This is a genomic window from Lutibacter sp. A80 (assembly GCF_022429645.1).
Classification (GTDB): domain Bacteria; phylum Bacteroidota; class Bacteroidia; order Flavobacteriales; family Flavobacteriaceae; genus Lutibacter.
On sequence record NZ_CP092480.1, the window covers coordinates 2,236,318 to 2,254,880 of the forward strand.

The window sequence follows — 18,563 nt, forward strand, 5'->3', positions numbered from 1 at the left end:
TAAAATTATACAACTAACGGCACTTCTCTAAATGCATCTTCTTCGTTGCTTTCTATACCTAATTCTTTATAAATATATTTAAAAGTAGAAAGCAATTCTGGTTTTCCATTAACAATAGCTATATCATGTTCAAAATGTGCACTTGGCTTGTTGTCTCTTGTTAAAATTGTCCAACCATCATTTAATTGATTAATTCTATGAGTTCCTAAATTTATCATTGGTTCAATAGCAACTACCATACCTTCAACAAACTTTTTACCTCTTCCTCTTTTACCGTAATTTGGCATTTCTGGATCTTCGTGCATTTGTTTCCCTACTCCATGACCAACCAATTCACGAACAACTCCATAACCTCTTTCTTCGCAATAATTTTGAATTGCATAACCTACATCTCCTACTCTATTTCCGGCTTTAAATTGACTAATTCCTTTATATAAACTCTCTTTAGTTACCTCTAATAATTTTTTAGTTTCTGGTGCAACCTCTCCTACTTCAAAAGTATACGCGTGATCTCCATAAAAACCATTTTTTAACGCACCACAATCTATTGAAATAATATCACCATCTACTAATGGCTTATCATTTGGAATTCCATGTACAACTTGTGCATTCGGACTCATACACAATGTATTAGGAAAATCATATAATCCTAAAAATCCAGGAATAGCTCCTTGATCTCTTATAAATTCTTCAGCTATTTTATCTAAAAACAACGTTGTTACTCCTGGTTTTACTTCTTTTGCTAATAAACCTAAAGTTTTAGACACTATTAATGCACTTTCTCGCATTAATTCAATTTCTTCTCGTGTTTTAATTAATATCATTTTTAATTGTAAATTAATTTATGCAAAGGTAAATCAAAAAAAGAAAATATACCGGCGGAGCTCCAAATATAAATAAATTGAATATTTGTTAAAAAAAGTGATATTTAGCAGTGTTTTTTTATTACATTCTTAGTAAATTTACAACAATACTTTTAATAATATATTTATGTATAAAGCAGTATCTGCAGAAGAAGCAGTAAAAATTATAAAATCTAACGATAGAGTATATATTCAAGCAGCAGCAGCTGCATCTCAAATATTAATTAATGCCATGTCTGCTAGACATGAAGAACTACGCAGTGTTGAAGTTTGTCATTTACATATTGAAGGAGATGCACCATATGCCAATCCAATTTATAAAGATAGTTTCCATGTAAACTCACTTTTTATTGGTAAAAATGTACGTCATACTTTAAAAGCTGGTAACGGTTCTTATACTCCCGTATTTTTAAGTGAAGTACCAAACCTGTTTAAAAGAAATGTTTTACCTGTTGATGTAGCTTTAATACAAGTTTCAACACCCGATAAACATGGTTACTGTTCGCTAGGGGTATCTGTGGAAGCTATTTTATCTGTAATTACCAACGCAAAACATGTTATTGCACATATAAACGATCAAATGCCAAGGGTTCACGGAGAAGGTTTAATTCATATTTCAGAAATAAACACTTTTGTTGAACATAGCACTCCTATTCACGAATTTCATATGCCAACACCAACTAAAATTGAAAATAAAATAGGTGATTATATTGCAGAACTAATTGAAGATAGAAGTACTTTACAAATGGGAATTGGTTCCATTCCTAATGCGGTATTACACCGATTGGGAAACCATAAAGATTTAGGTTTACATACTGAAATGTTTTCTGATGGAGTAATTGATTTAATTTTAAAAGATGTAATAAATGGAAATTATAAAGAAATTAATGCCGGTAGAGCTTTAACCACATTTTTAGGTGGCTCGAAACGCCTATATGATTATGTTGATGACAACCCATTTATTGAAATGCGCTCCTGCGATTATACTAACAATGTTTCAAATATTAGACAAAACCCTAAAATGGTAGCGATTAATTCTGCAATCCAAGTAGATTTAACAGGACAAATCTGTGCGGATTCTATTGGAGCAAATATTTACTCAGGCGTTGGTGGTCAAATGGATTTTATTAGAGGAGCCTCTTTAAGTGAAGGAGGAAAAGCTATTATTGCATTACCTTCTATAACCAACAAAGGAATAAGTAGAATTGTCCCTTTTTTAAATAAAGGAGCTGGTGTAGTTACCACAAGAGCACACGCTCAATATATTGTAACGGAATATGGAGTTGCAAATTTATATGGAAAAACAATTAACCAACGTGTTGCTGAATTAATAAAAATAGCACATCCAGATTTTAGAGAAGATATGGAACGCTCTTATTTTGAAGCTACAAAATAAAATTAGACCAAATTTTAACAACCTAAATTTACTCACTTAGTTTTATGAATGAATTTAGGTTGTTATAACAAATTATACTATTTTTTTTACGCTATTATTTTCTAACTGATATTTTTCGCCACTCTCTATACAAGTTGCAAATCCTTGTTTATTAAACTCGAGTTTATGTCCGTATTCACTAATCCAGCCGATTTGATTTGAAGGGTTACCAACTACCAAAGCATAAGGAAGCACTTCTTTAGTTACAACAGCACCTGCCCCAATAAAAGCATACTCACCAATACTATTACCACAAACAATTGTTGCATTTGCACCAATACTAGCTCCTTTTTTAACTATTGTTTGTTGATATTCTCCTCGTCTAATTATTGCACTTCTCGGATTAATTACATTGGTAAAAACCATTGAAGGACCTAAAAAAACATCATCTTCACAAATTACACCTGAATAAATAGAAACATTATTTTGGACTTTTACATTTTTCCCTAAAATAACATTAGGTGACACTACAACATTCTGACCTAAATTACAATTTTCTCCAATTTTACAATTAGACATTATATGACTAAAATGCCAAATTTTTGTTCCAATTCCTATTTCACAATTAGCATCTATTACTGCGGTTTCATGTGCAAAATAATTAGCCATATTAATACCCTCCTTTAGCTGTATCTCCTTCGGTTATAGCTTTAGCCGAAGATGTTCCAATACGTGTTACACCCATTTCTACCATTTTAACTGCATCTTCAAAATTACGCACGCCTCCTGCTGCTTTAGCAGGTAATGGTTTTGCATTTTCAACAATTAATTCCATCGCTTCAAAAGTTGCTCCGTTTGGTTTACCTTCTTCAGTTTTAAAAAACCCTGTAGATGATTTTACAAATACATTTTTAGCATTTGCTTCTCCAAAATTTTCTAAAACCACATCGCGTATTAATTGAGTTAACGCAACTATCTCTTCATTTGTTAGAGCTGCAATTTCAATAATCCATTTTGCCACTTTATTATTATCAAGAGCCAGTTTTGTACCCTTAAAAACTTCTGCTTTAACTAAGTTTATTTTCCCTTCTTTAAAAGCCGTATAATTAACAACATAATCAAGTTCGTCTACATTATCATTTACAGCATTTTGTGCTTCAGCCAATTTATCCGTAGTACTATACGTTCCTTCATGAAACCCAATTACAGTTCCTATTAAAACTTCAGAATTAGCTTCTTCTACCATTTTTTTTGCCATTGAAACAAATTCTGGACGAATCATAGCCAATTTAAAATTATTTTCAATAGCTTCTTCAACCAAATCAACTACATTTTGTTTGGTTGCTTCTTCTGTAATATTAGCTTGTTCTGCTTTTTTTAAATATGTGGAATCTAAATACTGATTAATATTCATGGTATTTTAATTTATTCTTAATGAATAACAAATATAGTTTATTATAAAACTAAGTCCATAAAAAAACCCTGCTATTGCAGGATTTAAATTTAAAAGTTCTCATAATTATTCAATTTTAAAAACTATAGGCAATCCATAGCTTACCGTTACAGGTCTTCCTCTTTGTTTTCCAGGAATCATTACTGGTAATGAACTGATAATTTCCACAGCTTCTTCTTGTAATTTTTTGTGAGGTGCTCTGGCTTGAATATTTGTAACTTTACCATTCCTATCTATTTTAAACATTACAAATATACGTTGAATACTTCCGGGTTGAAGTCCTAAATCTGTTGCTATTGCAGGATCGAAATTCTTCATCACAAATTTTGAAATTTTTTCAGAAAAACAATCTCTAAGCTCTTGTTTATTTCCAGTACAACCTGGATAAATTGGAACATCTTCAATTACAACAAAAGCAACATCCTCAACCATAACTTCCTCTTCTTCAACATCTACAATATTTTCACTCACATCTACAACAATAGCCTCTGTTTCATCTGTCTCTGTACTTTCAATTATTGTTTCTTGAATATCGATTTCATCTTCAACTTTTATTATTTTTTCAGGTAAAACAGCTTTTGGAGCCGGTGCAGTTTGCACTTCAATTGGTTTAATTTCTACTAAAACTTCATCATCATCTTCACTAATAATTGCAGCAGAAATTTCTTTTATTTGACGCGGATACGATTTCATTTTAATAAACTCATACACCACAAAAAGTGCTAATACAAATCCTAATAGAACTAAAATTCGAGAATAATTTTCGAGAACGGCATCTGGATATTTTTTAATTTCCATAACTACCTTTTTTAAAGTTAATACAAAAAAGAAAATTTAAACTGTCTAAAACAGCTATTTATATAATGCAAGAAACTGCAATTATAAAATGTGTAAATCTGAAGTCTCTTACAAGATTTTATTTCATATTAAATTTACGCAATAATCAGCTTAAAAGCAAGTATTTACAGATAAATTTAAACTTTATTAAATTAATTATATACGTTATTACAAAGCAGACAACACTAAAGTAATCTCATTATTTAGCACTTTAAATTTGGCACTTTCTAAAAACTTAAATTACTTATTTCAAGACAATTTCTTCGTAATAACGTATAAGCTAACTTTTACTCAATTTTAAAAACAATTGGCATTGAATATCTTACCTTCACAGGAGTTCCTTGCTGTTTACCGGGTTCCATTTTTGGTAATAATTTAATAACCCGAATAGCCTCCTCTTGTAATCTTTTATGAGGTGCTCTAGACTGAATGTCGACAACATTCCCATTTTTATCGATTTTAAATAATGTAAAAATTCTTTGAACACCTGGAGTTAACCCTAACTCTTCAGCTAGGCCAGCATTAAACTTTCTGTTAATGTAATTACTTATTTGTTTAGAAAAACACGCTTTCAACTCTTCTTTAGTTCCCTTACAACCAGGAAACAATGGCGCTTCTTCTAACATTACATAATCTACCTCGTCTTTAGGATCAAACTCTTCATCTAATTTTAAATCTACCATTTTAGAAATATCAACTGGAGCATCAACATCCGGCACATCTATTAATGTTTCAAGAACATCATCATCATCTTTTATTTGATCAATAACATCGATAATAACTTTCTTTGGGGGTTGTTGCTTTATTTTTGGTACCTCTATTTTAATATCAATTAATTGTTCACTTACATCTATTAACTGCCTATCTTGATTTGATAGCATTGCAATTTGAGTGTCAGATGTTTTGTTTTGAATTAATAGGTAGGCAATAAAAAGTGATAATACCAAGCCTAATTGTGCAAATAATTTACTGTAATTCTCTAAATTTGCTTTTGGATGTTTTTTAATCATAATTTATTAGGTTTTATATATCCATTAAATTGCTTGTATTTTAAATGAGTCCTATTGAGTGGTATTGAGAAGATTCACTTTTATACAAAAAATTTCGGATAAATGTTAAAATTATGTTAAAGCAAAAAACATGCCAAAAAAAGAAGCTGTCCTATTTGGACAGCTTCTTCTAAAAAAATTAACCTGTTTTACGCGTTAATAATTGTTCTATTTTATGGTAATGCGTTAATTAAACTTTCTAAATCTGGTTGGCTAATAGGACTTAAACCTGAAATTACTTCTATATGATTATCTACTATGGTAGTTGCTTGTATTTTATAATACACCTGACCTTCAATTTCGGTAACCATAATAATATGAATCTCTAAACCAATTGGAATTGCCCCGTAATGTTCTTTAAACAGTTCATCATTTTCATCCCAAATATCCATTCTTGCAATTGCAGTTTCTTCACCATCATAATATACATATACTGCACAATTATCTCCATTATATCCTTCAGGAACCTCTATAAAAAGTTGTGTTTTTGGTCCTGAAAAATTATACCATCTATCTAAATTTGACCAACCAAAATCTCCTAAATCAAAGCTATAGGTTACCATATAACCGGCAGTTCCTTCAACTTCGTTAAATGCTACATTATCCTGTTCTCCATCATTATCTTCATCTGCCTCTACCCAGTCGTCTGTACTTTCTAAAGTTTCTCCAGCTTTAAAAACTTTCATTCCCCAATCTACATCTCCAGGTGCTACATCTTTACTGGTAATAACAGCCATTTCTAATAATTCTAAATCATTTGACCCTTGTTTTGCACCAACAAAAAACTGCCCAGCAGATTTTAAAGCCTCCTTATCACCGTTTGGTTTTTCACCCAAAGTTGTACGATTTTTAAGTACCATAGAAGCTTTATCATAAATTTCGATTAATTGTACGGTTACATTACCTGTTACAGGTGTTCCATTAATTCCAAAAGAATTTGGAGGAAAATTTACTTTAGTACCTTGAGAACCTGTAATAATACCACCTGTTGTAGCATCTAAAGTAAATTCTTCTAGTGCATTAATTCTGTTATCTTGAAACCTTTCATTTAAAGCAATTCCATCTGGTTGTGGTTGTGTGTTTACATCTTCGATATCTGGATCTGAAATACAACTTGTAAAGGTTGCAATTAATGATAAACTTAATACACTTTTTAAAATGCTACTCACTACTTTACTGTTTTTTAAGTTTGTGATATTTAATTTTTGTGTCTTCATAATATTTTTGTTTTGTTTATTTTCAATTTGTTTTACACTTATATATCAACACAATTAAAATTTGTTACCCCTTTTTTAAAAGAAATACATTTTTTTTTAAAACTAATGTTATTCTAAATTCAAAAACCTTATAGTTTCAATGAAAATCTGCAGAAAGAACCTTTACGTTTTTTTACAATATAAACCCAAAAAAAGGCTATCATTTTTGATAGCCTTTCCCAGTTATTAACCTATTTCTAACTGTTCGCAATTGTAATATTTTTATGGTAATGCGTTAATTAAATTTTCTAAAGCTGGCTGTGTAATTGGAGTTAAACCTGAAATTACTTCTATATGATCTTCAACTACTGTGGTACCTTGGATTGCATAATTTAATACTCCATCTATTTCTGCAACCATAATAATATGCACTTCTTGCCCTACTGGTATACGTCCATAATGTTCTGTAAATAATTCTAATTCTGTATTATAAACATCCATTCTAGCTAAAGCAGTTGGTTCTCCATCATATGACAAATACACTGCACAATTATCTTGATCAAATTCTGCTGGTACATCAATAAAAATCTCAGTTGTTGCACCTGCAAAGTTGTACCATCTATCAAGGTTAGTCCATCCAAAATATCCTATGTCATAAGTATAAGTTGCAAAAGCACCGTCTGCTCCCTGAGCATCTCTTATTTTTGCATCGTCTTGTTCTCCATCATTATCTTCGTCAGCCTCAAACCAATCACAATCATCATCAATTCCATCACAATCATTATCTGGACCCGTTCTAAAAATTTTCATACCACCATCTAAATCAGCAAAATCAACTGGACGGCTTTCAACATTTGCCATTATTAATAATTCTAATTCATTTGCACCTTGAACTGCATTGATAAAAAACTGCCCAGCAGATTTTAAAGCCTCTTTATCTCCGTTTGGTTTTTCACCTAAAGTTGTACGATTTTTAAGCACCATAGAAGCCTTATCGTAAATCTCTATTAATTGTACAGTTACATTCCCTGTAACTGGATTTCCATTTATTCCAAAGGAATTTGGTTGAAAGGTTACATTTGTTCCTTGCGATCCAGTAACAACTCCACCAGTTGCAGCATCTATTGTAAATTCTTCTAAATCGTTAATTCTATTATCTAAAAATCTTTCGTTTAATGCAATTCCATCTGGTTGTGGTTGTGTAATTTCATCTTCAATATCTGGATCAGAAATACAACTTGTAAATGTTGCTATTAAAGATAAACTTAATACTCCTTTTAAAATACTACTCACTACTTTACTATTTTTTAAGCTTGTGATATTTAATTTTTGTGTCTTCATAATATTTTTGTTTTTAATAGTTTTTAATTTGTGTTACACTAACATATCACCACTCTTAAATTTTTGTTACCCCTTTTTCTGAAAAAAAATTATAAATTAGCATATCTAACTAATTCAAATGAATCAAAAACCACACGCAGATCATATATACATAGAAGCTTTGTTGAAGAACGACAGTAGAGTGCTTTCTAAACTTTATGAGAAGTTTTCACATAAAATAGTAGCCTACGTAAGAAAAAACAACGGAAATGCTGATGATGCTCAAGATATTATTCAAGAAACATTAGTTACTATTTACCATCAGGCAAAAGAGAAAAATTTTATACTTACCTGTCCGTTTGATGCTTACTTTTATTTATTGTGTAAAAGAAGATGGTTAAATGAACTTAAAAAAAGAGGGACTAATAGGGTAACAATTTTAGAGGATGAAGCATCTATTAAAGACGAGCACGAACAACAAGTTGAAGAAACTGAATTATTTGAACAACAAAACCAGCTTTTTGAATCAAAATTTAAAGAATTAGGGGCTAAATGTCAAGAATTATTAAAAGCTACATTCAAAATAAAGTCAATGGAAAAAGTTGCGGAGTTTTTAGGTGTAACGTATGGTTATGCTCGTAAAAAGAAATCGCAGTGTATGGGTAAATTAACCCAACTTGTAAAAAATTCGAATGAATTTCAACAACTAAAAGACTTTTAAAATGGACGAATTAAAATATATTGAGTTTGAAAACTACCTAAAAAACAAGCTCTCCCAAACAGAAAAAGTAGCTTTTGAAGCAAAGCTACAATCTAATGCTGATTTAAAACAAGAGTTTAAAATATATAAAGCGTTAGAAACCTCTTTGTCTTCAAAATTTGAAAATGAGAAAGGTGAACAAGAACTAAGAAACACCTTAACTAATTTAGGAAATCAGTTTATAAAAACTGAAAAAGCTAAAAAGGAATCTAAAGTAATTTCTTTATTTAATTATAAAAAACTATTAGTTGCCGCAAGTATTGCATTGCTTATCGGATTTTTTATCTTTAAAAATGGAAATCCAGCTTATAGTGATTTTGCTAATCATTCTAATTTGGAATTTACCGTTAGAGGCGATAATAACACAACAATTAAAACTGCTGAAACCGCTTTTAACACAAAAAATTACACAACTGCTTTTGCACAGTTAACCGTACTTGAAAAAGAATTCCCAAACAATGTAGAAATACAGTTATATAAAGCTATTTGTTTATTAGAACTGGATAAGTTTTCTCAAGCTGAAACTATTTTTGAAAAAATAAGTACAGGAAATTCTGCTTATTCGACAAAAGCAACTTGGTATAAAGCGTTAAGTTTATTAAAACAAGAGAAATTTGAAGCTTGTAAAAGCACGCTTAAAACAATACCTGAAAGTGCTGAAGAATATGAAATAGCTAAAAAGCTTCTAAATAAATTATAGTTATTTTATTTGTGGAAATAGCACAAAACAATATGGTTAATAGAGCTTTATTAGCTTCTTAAACTCCATATTTCGTAAATTGGTGTGCCTTTACTAGACAAGCCAGAATGATGCCAATTACCATCTTTTAAACTATAATTAAATTGCAAACTTGCACCTACTCTTGTATCATCTTTTGAAAAAAATTTGATATTTTCGGTATATTCCCCATCAATGGTTGTATAAGTTCCACCACCAGTACCCATAAATTGTTTTGTTTCGGTATTATACGCTACCCATTGAAAACGTGTTCCTGATAAAATTTTCATAGTTTTTCTTGGCTTACTTGTATCTCTTAACTGGGTTTCGCCATTTCTAATTCTACCAGACATTAACCAAGCCCCTTGCAAAGCTCCAGGCAATCCATTATCAATTCTATTAAATTTAATTTCTTTATCAACAATTTCAAAAACAGTATCAGAAATAATAACTTTATAATTTAAGTCTTTACCAACAAGTTCTGTATTATTGGTATTGAATTCTAATTTTTCTGTCATAGAATCCCCTTCTAATATCCAAGCACCTCCTTTAGTGGAAATAAATTTACCATTAACTGCACTGTAAGTAGTTTGGACAAAATACCCTTCAGAAAAAATAATAACCGTTTTTAACTTAATACCTTTATCAGTAGTAAAATTTCTTTCCCAAGCACCAAAAATATTTTGACCTTGAACTCCAAGTGATGCAAATACACACAAAAAAACTATAATTATTTTCTTCATAATTTTATATTTAATTTCTACAAGTATAACTACAACTCGTTAATAAACAACTATCCTTTTAAATATATGAAAATTAATTAGAAAAATTTAAATTAAAATACTCTAAAAACTATCCCTTTTTACAGTCTAAAAAACATATTTAAATTATACAAAAAAATAGCTTGAGTAAACACCCAAGCTATTATTTATTAACCTAATTAATATTTTAAAAATACTTATAATTACTTTTCCATTTCTTCCAAGAACTTTGTAATAACACTTGGCTCTGCTCTTTTTCTATAATCAAAATCTACAAATGAATATACTATTTTTCCATCTGTATTAATAATGTATGTAGCTGCTAGTGGTAGCTCGTTTGAAGTATCTCCATTATGTCCGTTTAAATCAAATTTTTGATTGTATATATTAGCTACATCATCTGTTAATTTAAATACAACTCCATATTCTTTTCCTATTACATTCCCTAAATCACTTAATACCTCAAATTCAAGATTGTGTTTTTCTGAAGTACTAATAGATTCATCTGGCAACTCTGGTGACAATGCAATTAAATTAGCTCCTTGCGCTTTAAAATTTGGCAATTCTTCTTGAAGAGAATGAAGTGTAATATTACAATACGGACACCATCCACCTCTATACCAAGTAAGAACCACAGGACCTTTCTTTAAATAATCTTTTAACTCTACAGTTTCTCCAATTGCATTTTTTAAATTAAAGTTAGGCGCTAAATCTCCTACTTTTTTAGCAGTTTGCAACACACCACTATTCTCTACATCTTCAAAACCTTCTTTATAAATCTTTTTTGTTTTTTCGTCTGCTTTTTTATTAAAATTATTCTTTCTTTCATCCAATACAGCTTGTAAAGAAGAAGTTTCTTGTTCTTTATCCATAACTTTAGTGTCTTCTGTTTTTGTCTTATTAGTTTTTACATTATCACAAGCATAAATACCTATTGTAAAAATACTTAGCATTACTATTTTAATAAATTTCATATTATAATTGTTTTTGATAATTAGTTAGTTATTGTATTGTTTATATATTTTTGAAAATATTTTGGATGTAATTTTCCAATTGTTCTTCATTAAAAATTCGAGTTGCAGAAGAAAAACCAAACATCGCTATTATTAAATAATCTGCTTTTTGTTCAATTTGCACGTGATCTAACGCTTCTTCTTCTTTTAATTTTAAAACAAATGCATTTCTAACATCTATAGTATAATCCGTTAACATTTTTTTTACAAGATTATCTACGCTTCCTATAAATTCATTTGCTGTATTGGTTATTAAACAACCTTTAAATATGGTTTTTTCACTAGAAAAATCGACAAAATCGTAAAAATATTGTTTAATTGCAGCAACTCCACTTGCCTTTTTCATTTTACTAACAAGCTTCTGTAATTTCTTATTGTAACACCTTAAACTTTCAATAAGAATCCCATTTTTACTACCAAAACTAGCGTAAATAGAAAATTTATTAATTCCCATTTCTTTTTCTAATTGTTGCATAGAAGTTGTTTCATAACCATTTTTCCAGAAAAGATTCATGGCTTTTTCTAAAACTTCTTGTTCGTTATAGCTCTTTACTCTAGGCATTTCATAATAATTATTTTCCAAAACTAAACAATTGTTTAGAAATGATAAATTAAAATAATGTTAAACTTTATTTAGCCTATAAATTAATAACCATTACAATAAGTGAAATCTAAAATTTAGTTACTTTTGCGCTATGATAATTACCGATACGCACACGCATTTATACAGCGAACAATTTAATGAAGATAGAGATGAAATGATACAACGCGCCCTAGATGCTGGCGTTTCTCGTTTTTTTATTCCTGCTATTGATTCAACTTATCTACCTGCAATGTTAGATTTAGAAAAATCTTTTCCAAAAAATATTTTTTTAATGATGGGTTTACATCCAACACATGTGAAAGAAAATGTTAAAGAGGAATTAGCTTTTGTTAAAAAATGGCTGGATAAACGTATGTTTTATGCTGTTGGTGAAATTGGAATAGACTTGTTTTGGGACAAAACTTTTTTAAAAGAACAGCAATTTGCTTTTAAACAACAAATTGAATGGGCTAAAGAAAAAAATTTACCTATTGTAATACATTGTAGAGATGCTTTTGATGAAGTATTTGAAGTATTAGAAGAAGTTAATGATGCTAATTTATTTGGTGTTTTTCATTGTTTTACCGGAACTTTAGAACAAGCAAAAAAAGCTATTTCATACAATATGAAATTAGGAATTGGAGGAGTTTTAACTTTTAAAAACGGTAAAATAGATCAGTTTTTAAATGAAATTGCAATAGAACATATTGTATTGGAAACAGATGCTCCATATTTAGCACCAACTCCGTTTAGAGGTAAAAGAAACGAAAGCAGTTATATTACAAAAGTGTTAGATAAATTAGTAGATATTTACGGATTAACACCTCAAGAAATTGCAGCAATAACTACGCAAAATTCAAAAGACGTTTTTAGAATTTAATTGTTGTGAAAAAAATTATAATTGTTACAATTTTATATTTAGTTACCTTAAACATTAACGCCCAAGAATATAGAAAATACTGGAAAGATGGAGAATTAACTTGGGAAGATTTCAAAGGAAAACATACTGCAAAACACACTGCATATTTATCATATATGGTAACCTATAAAATGGATAAAAAAGAAATTAACGATGTTATCTATCAAGGTTTATTTTCAAATGCTTATATAGATAAATCATTATCCTTTTTTCATCCAAACTTAAAAAACAATAACTTTTTAGAATACAATCAAGTACTATTTAACCTAATTGAGATTAGCAAAAGAAATTTGCAGCAAAGACTTTTTGAGTTAAATAATGTTTACGATGCTAATTCTTTATTGATGGATAATATAAAGCATCTAGAAAAAACAATTTTCGACTTTAAAGAAGAAGGAGGTTATGGTCTTCAAAATAATATTACAAAACAATGGTTAACAAATACCCAAGAACAGTTATCTAAAATCCCTGCTTTTGAACCACCAAACTATAAAAAAAGTAAATGGACTTATGGCATGTACGGAGGTTTAGACTTTGGAATGTATGAAGAAGATTTTAGCAAATTTTTCAAAAATACACTTGCATTAAGTTTTGGTTTTGAATTTTCATATCAAAAAACACATTTGTTATTAAATATGTCATTCACAAATAGTAAACTAAATAAAGATTTTTCAACTAATTCGTTTTTAATTCCTCAAGGAGAGAAAAGCACTATAAGTATGTTAAATGCTGCAGTTGGGTATCCTATTTATGAAACAAATAAGCTTAAAATAGTTCCATTTATTGGATACGGATTAACTGCTTTAGAAGAAGTTACTGAAAACAAAAACAAGGGTGGAATCACAAAATCAACTTCAATCTTTGGAATAAATTTTGATTTTAAAAACAAGAAAAGGATAAATTTTACACCCATATTTTTTAATATTAGAGAGGAAGGAAATAGCTTCATTAGAACAAGAATATTTATGGCTAAGTCAAATTTTGACCCTAATTTAATAGGCTACAGTATTAATATTGGAGTTGCTTATGGATTTGAAGCACGAATATTATCTAAAAAGTAATTGAACAAACAACATATTACAAAACACCAATTGGGACAGCAATAATTGAAGGAAATAATAATGATATTCCAGTGATTACTCTTTTAGAGGTAAAAGAAATGAAAGCAGCTATATTACAAAAGTGTTAGATAAATTAGTAGATATTTATAGGCTAACATCAAGAAATTGCAGCAATAACTACGCAAAATTCAAAAGACGTTTTTAGAATTTAATCTGTTTGCATTCTTATAAAAGGTAAGTCTGAATAATTTTCTAACATAAGTTCTCCTTCAGAGTTAATATAATACTTAGTTGTAATTATTTCCTCATACTCATTAAATGTAAGGTTATCTTCTACAAGTTTCCAATCGAACGGGATTAATGAAGAAGTGATCTCGGTTTCTATAGTTCCTTCCCTATAAATTTTATAACCTGTATTATCATCATTAAAAATTAATTTAAATTCAAAATCATCACTAAAATCAGTTCGCATCCATTCACCAATCAATGAAGTAGAATAATCCATTTCTTCATCATTAGTATCACATGATATTATTGAAGTAAAAATTAAAAAAATTAGAATAAATTTATAATTTTTCATAATTAAACAAAGTTAACACAAAAAAGCTTAACACCTGATAAACAGCACCTTTTTCTAACAATTGGCACGTTTTAATAAATAAATGTATATTTAAAACTAATAAACAAAACCAAGCACGTTGGAAAAATTTGAAACAAGCTATTATAAAACTCCTATTGGAACTGCTAAAATTGTAGGGTCTATTGAAGGAATTACCTCAATTACAATTTTAGATGAAGCAATTAAAAGTTCTAAAAATATCCCGACCTGCTTACAAGAATGTATTTTACAACTAGAAGAATATTTTAAGCGTGAACGTACAACTTTTAATTTAAAACTAAACCCACAAGGGACCGATTTTCAGCAAAAAGTTTGGACAGAATTACAGCAAATTCCCTTTGGAAAAACCAGAACATATCTAGAACAAACTAAAGCTATAGGCAACGCAAAAGCAATTAGATCTGTAGCATCTGCTAATGGAAAAAACCCTATTTGGTTAGTAATTCCTTGCCACAGAGTTATTGGAAGTGATGGTTCTTTAACGGGTTATGCAGGTGGTTTATGGAGAAAAAAATGGTTATTAGAACACGAAAGCGATTTAACACAACAGTCATTATTTTAAACTATTTTTGTACAAATTCCATTCGTATAAAAATGAAAAAATGCTTACTCTTATTATTTCTTTTAGTTAGCATAATTTCTAATGCCCAAAATGGATCTAAAAACCATCATAAAAAAACATTTATTGTAAAAAATGACACAATAAAAATTGATTCTGTAAGCATTACCCCTTTTAATTTTAAAGTATTTTCTAAAAACAATATACGTATTGATAGCTCAAAATATAGTATTGATTTTTCAAAGTCACTTCTAGTTTTTAATTCTAAAAATGACAGCATATTTTCTGAAGTGATTATTGAATACACATCATATCCAGATTTTTTAACTAAAGAATATACTGTTTTCGATAATAAGCTAATAGTTCCAAATAGTACAAATCAAACGCAATTATACAGCTTAACAACAAATGAACAAAAACTACCTTTTAAACCTTTTGACGGATTAAATACCGCTGGAAATATTACAAGAGGACTAACTGTAGGAAATAATCAAAATGGCGTTGTAAACTCCTCCTTAGACCTACAAATTGCCGGAAAACTCTCTGACAAAGTAACCTTAAAAGCTGCTATTTTAGACACAAATTTACCAATTCAAGAAAATGGTAACACCTATAAATTAAACGAATTTGATCGTGTTTTTATAGAATTATTTAGTGATAATTGGAGTATAAATGCAGGAGACATCTATTTAAACAACAACGAAACCTCTTTTTTAAAATTTAACAAAAAAGTATCTGGTTTAGGTGTTAATGCCAAAATTAAAAATAACAATTCTGAAGTTAACATTCAAACTTCTGGCGCAATTGTAAAAGGAAAATACAAAAAAACAGAATTTAATGGTTTAGAAGGAAACCAAGGTCCATATAGCTTAGCAGATAATTCTAGTAGTTATATATTAATTTTATCTGGTACCGAACAAATTTACGTAAATGGAATACCTCTTAAACGCGGAGAAGAAAACGACTACACCATAGATTATAACAACGCAGAAATTACATTTACCACAACGTATCCTATCACTGCAGACATGCGAATTACCGCCGAATATCAATATACAGATAGGGTTTATACACGTTTTGTAACCTATAATAATATTGCTTACAAAAATAAAAAATTAACTGTAAGTGGTTATTTTTACAATGAAAACGACCTAAAAAATCAACCTTTAGAACAAGATTTATCAGATACTCAAAAACAATTACTTTCTGAAGCTGGAAACAATTCAAGTTTAATGGTTACACCATCAGCTTACATAGACACATATTCTGAAGATAAAATTCTTTACAAAAAAATGCAGATTGGAACTTCTGAAGTTTTTGAATATTCAACAAATCAAAACGACGAATTATACAATGTTGCCTTTACATATGTAGGTGAAAATATTGGAAGTTATATTTTAAAAGAAGTGATAGCTCTTGGAAAAATATATGAATATATAGGAGAAAACTTAGGAAACTACAATCCGGTAATTCAATTAATAGCTCCTAATAAATTACAAGTTTCAGTTTTTAAAGCTAGTTACACCCCAACAAGGAATACAAATATTGAGGCTGAAACGGCTTTTAGCAATAACGATGAAAATTTATTTTCTGAAATTGATGATTCAAGCAATAGTGGAGTTGCAACAAAATTTAGTTGGGATCAGGTTATTTTTCAAAAAAAATGGCAATTGAAAAGCAATCTAAAATTTGATTTTATAAATAGTAAATTTAAAAGCGTTGAACCTATACAAAGTATCGAATTTAACAGAGACTGGAATATTGAAACTATTAGTGGAAATCAAAAATTAATAAGTAGTTCTTTAGAACTTTCAAACAAAAAAAATAATACTATTAATTACCTATATGAAAACCTAGAATTCAGCGATTCATTTACGGGAAACAAACATTATTTATTTGGAAATTTAAGTTACAAAAACAGCTCCGTACAATTTAATACCAGTATATTAAACAACACCACTGCTTTTGAAGAAGGCACCTTCTTAAGATATTATGTCAGTTCTAAATACAATCTTTCAAAAAGTTGGTATGGCGTGGCTTTTAATGGTGAAAATAATAAACGAACGGACATTTTAACAAATAACCCTTTAAAAACTAGTCATAAATTTAATGAAATTGAAACCTTTTTAGGAGTTGGAGATTCCACCCAAGTATATGCACAGTTTGGTCTAAATTTTAGAACTACCGACAGTATTCAAAACACAAATTTTGAACAAGTAAATAATGCAAAAACTTTTTATATAAAATCTACATTATTAGCTTCTAAAAGCACCAATTTAAAAGCATATATCAACTATAGAACAGTTAAGAATTTGAACTTTGAAAACGAAAATTCTCTAAATTCTAAAATAATTTACAACCAACAACTATTCAACCAATTTTTAAATCTAAACACAAACTACCAAACACTTTCGGGAACACTCCCTTTACAAGATTACACTTACATAAAAACCGAACCAGGACAAGGTTTTTACACTTGGATAGATTATAACAATAATGAAATTAAAGAGCTTAACGAGTTTGAAATAGCCCAATTTACAGATCAAGCAACTTATTTAAGAGTAATTTTACCCACATTAAATTATATAGCCACACTTCAAAATAAATTTTCGCAAATAGTTACATTAAATCCGCAACAATGGAAAGCAAAAACTGGGCTTAAAAAAATGATATCTCATTTTTACAATCAAACGTATATTTTAGTTGATAGTAAACAAAAAAAAGAAGCTAACAAATTCAATCTAAATCCATTTGACACAAACAATTCAAATATATTAGGTCTAAATTTTAACTTAAATAATAGTTTTTATTTTAATAAAGGTTTAAAAAACTACTCTACCACTTATAATTTTATAAAATCTAAAAGTAAAAGCACAACAACAATTGATAATTTAGAAAACTCAATACAGCAACACAAATTACAGTTTGAACATAAAATAGGTGAATTTTGGCAATTAAATTTTAGCTTAAGTGAAGCAATAAACAAAACTATTTCGTTAAACTATGATGATAGAAACTACGAATTAAACACAAAAAGTATATTTCCTAAAGTCTCATATTATTACAATACTGCCAGTTATTTTTCTTTATATTTAGAAGCTAAGAAGAAGGAAAATCAAACTGGAGATCTTGAATCTCTAGCATCTAATAAATTTGGTTTTGAAATAAATTATGCAAATAATTCTAAAAATTTAGTAAAAGCAACTGTAGATTTATTTAATAATAATTTTAAAGGTAGTAACAACACACCAATAGCATATCAAATGTTAGAAGGCTTACAACCCGGAAAAAATTACACTTGGAGTTTGTTATTCTATAGAAAAATCAATTCATTTTTAAATTTAAATGTAAATTATTTAGGCAGAAAAAGTGAAGCTTCAACTACAATACATACTGGAACAATTCAGTTAAAAGCAATTTTTTAAAAGCAGTTTTAATTTTTGGTTTAGTTTTTGTAATTATCATATTAAATATATT

General features: G+C 29.0%; 18 protein-coding genes. 7 read left to right on the forward strand and 11 right to left on the reverse strand.

The features are described 5' to 3' along the window. Positions 1–5 precede the first annotated feature (5 nt). Entirely contained in the window at positions 6–824 is an 819-nt protein-coding gene (gene map / locus MHL31_RS09265) for a type I methionyl aminopeptidase (RefSeq protein WP_240225671.1), read from the reverse strand. A gap of 166 nt (positions 825–990) precedes the next feature. Here map and MHL31_RS09270 point away from each other — a divergent pair, with 166 nt between their 5' ends. After that, positions 991–2,259: an acetyl-CoA hydrolase/transferase family protein gene (locus MHL31_RS09270; protein ID WP_240225672.1), complete on the forward strand. Its 1,269-nt coding sequence runs from the start codon at positions 991–993 to the stop codon at positions 2,257–2,259. A gap of 72 nt (positions 2,260–2,331) precedes the next feature. Here MHL31_RS09270 and MHL31_RS09275 read toward each other — a convergent pair whose 3' ends face one another. The 6 genes from MHL31_RS09275 to MHL31_RS09300 all read right to left on the reverse strand — a co-directional run bounded on the left by MHL31_RS09275 (position 2,332) and on the right by MHL31_RS09300 (position 8,114). Beyond that, positions 2,332–2,907, reverse strand: a complete 576-nt coding sequence (locus MHL31_RS09275; protein ID WP_240225673.1) for an acyltransferase — start codon at positions 2,905–2,907, stop codon at positions 2,332–2,334. 1 nt (position 2,908) lies between these two features. Beyond that, positions 2,909–3,652 carry a deoxyribose-phosphate aldolase gene (deoC, locus tag MHL31_RS09280; RefSeq protein WP_240225674.1) on the reverse strand — a complete coding sequence of 248 codons (744 nt, stop codon included), beginning with the start codon at positions 3,650–3,652 and terminating at the stop codon, positions 2,909–2,911. Positions 3,653–3,757: 105 nt separating this feature from the next. Beyond that, a complete protein-coding gene (locus MHL31_RS09285) occupies positions 3,758–4,489 on the reverse strand; it encodes an energy transducer TonB (protein ID WP_240225675.1) in 732 nt (243 codons plus the stop codon). 326 nt (positions 4,490–4,815) lie between these two features. Further along, on the reverse strand, positions 4,816–5,538 hold the full coding sequence (locus MHL31_RS09290; RefSeq protein WP_240225676.1) for an energy transducer TonB: 723 nt from the start codon (positions 5,536–5,538) through the stop codon (positions 4,816–4,818). A gap of 212 nt (positions 5,539–5,750) precedes the next feature. Then, complete coding sequence (locus MHL31_RS09295; RefSeq protein ID WP_240225677.1) at positions 5,751–6,794, reverse strand: hypothetical protein; 1,044 nt, start codon at positions 6,792–6,794, stop codon at positions 5,751–5,753. A 261-nt stretch (positions 6,795–7,055) separates the two neighbouring features. Beyond that, complete coding sequence (locus tag MHL31_RS09300; RefSeq protein WP_240225678.1) at positions 7,056–8,114, reverse strand: hypothetical protein; 1,059 nt, start codon at positions 8,112–8,114, stop codon at positions 7,056–7,058. A gap of 118 nt (positions 8,115–8,232) precedes the next feature. Between MHL31_RS09300 and MHL31_RS09305 the strand changes: the two genes are divergently transcribed. Both MHL31_RS09305 and MHL31_RS09310 read left to right on the forward strand, forming a co-directional pair. Further along, complete coding sequence (locus tag MHL31_RS09305) at positions 8,233–8,814, forward strand: RNA polymerase sigma factor (protein WP_240225679.1); 582 nt, start codon at positions 8,233–8,235, stop codon at positions 8,812–8,814. A 1-nt stretch (position 8,815) separates the two neighbouring features. Next, positions 8,816–9,553 (forward strand): tol-pal system YbgF family protein, encoded by a 738-nt coding sequence (locus MHL31_RS09310; RefSeq protein ID WP_240225680.1) that lies wholly within the window; start codon positions 8,816–8,818, stop codon positions 9,551–9,553. A 50-nt stretch (positions 9,554–9,603) separates the two neighbouring features. Here MHL31_RS09310 and MHL31_RS09315 read toward each other — a convergent pair whose 3' ends face one another. The 3 genes from MHL31_RS09315 to MHL31_RS09325 form a co-directional block, all read right to left on the reverse strand. Beyond that, entirely contained in the window at positions 9,604–10,314 is a 711-nt protein-coding gene (locus MHL31_RS09315) for a membrane or secreted protein (RefSeq protein WP_240225681.1), read from the reverse strand. A 221-nt stretch (positions 10,315–10,535) separates the two neighbouring features. After that, positions 10,536–11,306, reverse strand: a complete 771-nt coding sequence (locus MHL31_RS09320) for a peroxiredoxin-like family protein (RefSeq protein WP_240225682.1) — start codon at positions 11,304–11,306, stop codon at positions 10,536–10,538. 40 nt (positions 11,307–11,346) lie between these two features. After that, the gene (locus MHL31_RS09325) at positions 11,347–11,907 is read right to left on the reverse strand and encodes a TetR/AcrR family transcriptional regulator (RefSeq protein WP_240225683.1); all 561 of its coding nucleotides are present in this window, start codon (positions 11,905–11,907) and stop codon (positions 11,347–11,349) included. 133 nt (positions 11,908–12,040) lie between these two features. On the opposite strand from MHL31_RS09325, the gene MHL31_RS09330 reads away from it, so the two are divergent. Both MHL31_RS09330 and MHL31_RS09335 read left to right on the forward strand, forming a co-directional pair. Continuing rightward, positions 12,041–12,808, forward strand: a complete 768-nt coding sequence (locus MHL31_RS09330; RefSeq protein ID WP_240225684.1) for a TatD family hydrolase — start codon at positions 12,041–12,043, stop codon at positions 12,806–12,808. A gap of 5 nt (positions 12,809–12,813) precedes the next feature. Continuing rightward, positions 12,814–13,908: a hypothetical protein gene (locus MHL31_RS09335; protein ID WP_240225685.1), complete on the forward strand. Its 1,095-nt coding sequence runs from the start codon at positions 12,814–12,816 to the stop codon at positions 13,906–13,908. Between the two features lie 208 nt (positions 13,909–14,116). Here MHL31_RS09335 and MHL31_RS09345 read toward each other — a convergent pair whose 3' ends face one another. Beyond that, a complete protein-coding gene (locus MHL31_RS09345) occupies positions 14,117–14,488 on the reverse strand; it encodes a hypothetical protein (RefSeq protein WP_240225686.1) in 372 nt (123 codons plus the stop codon). Positions 14,489–14,606: 118 nt separating this feature from the next. Between MHL31_RS09345 and MHL31_RS09350 the strand changes: the two genes are divergently transcribed. Continuing rightward, a complete protein-coding gene (locus MHL31_RS09350; protein ID WP_240225687.1) occupies positions 14,607–15,089 on the forward strand; it encodes a methylated-DNA--[protein]-cysteine S-methyltransferase in 483 nt (160 codons plus the stop codon). A gap of 32 nt (positions 15,090–15,121) precedes the next feature. Next, positions 15,122–18,511 (forward strand): hypothetical protein, encoded by a 3,390-nt coding sequence (locus MHL31_RS09355; protein WP_240225688.1) that lies wholly within the window; start codon positions 15,122–15,124, stop codon positions 18,509–18,511. Positions 18,512–18,563: the final 52 nt, after the last annotated feature.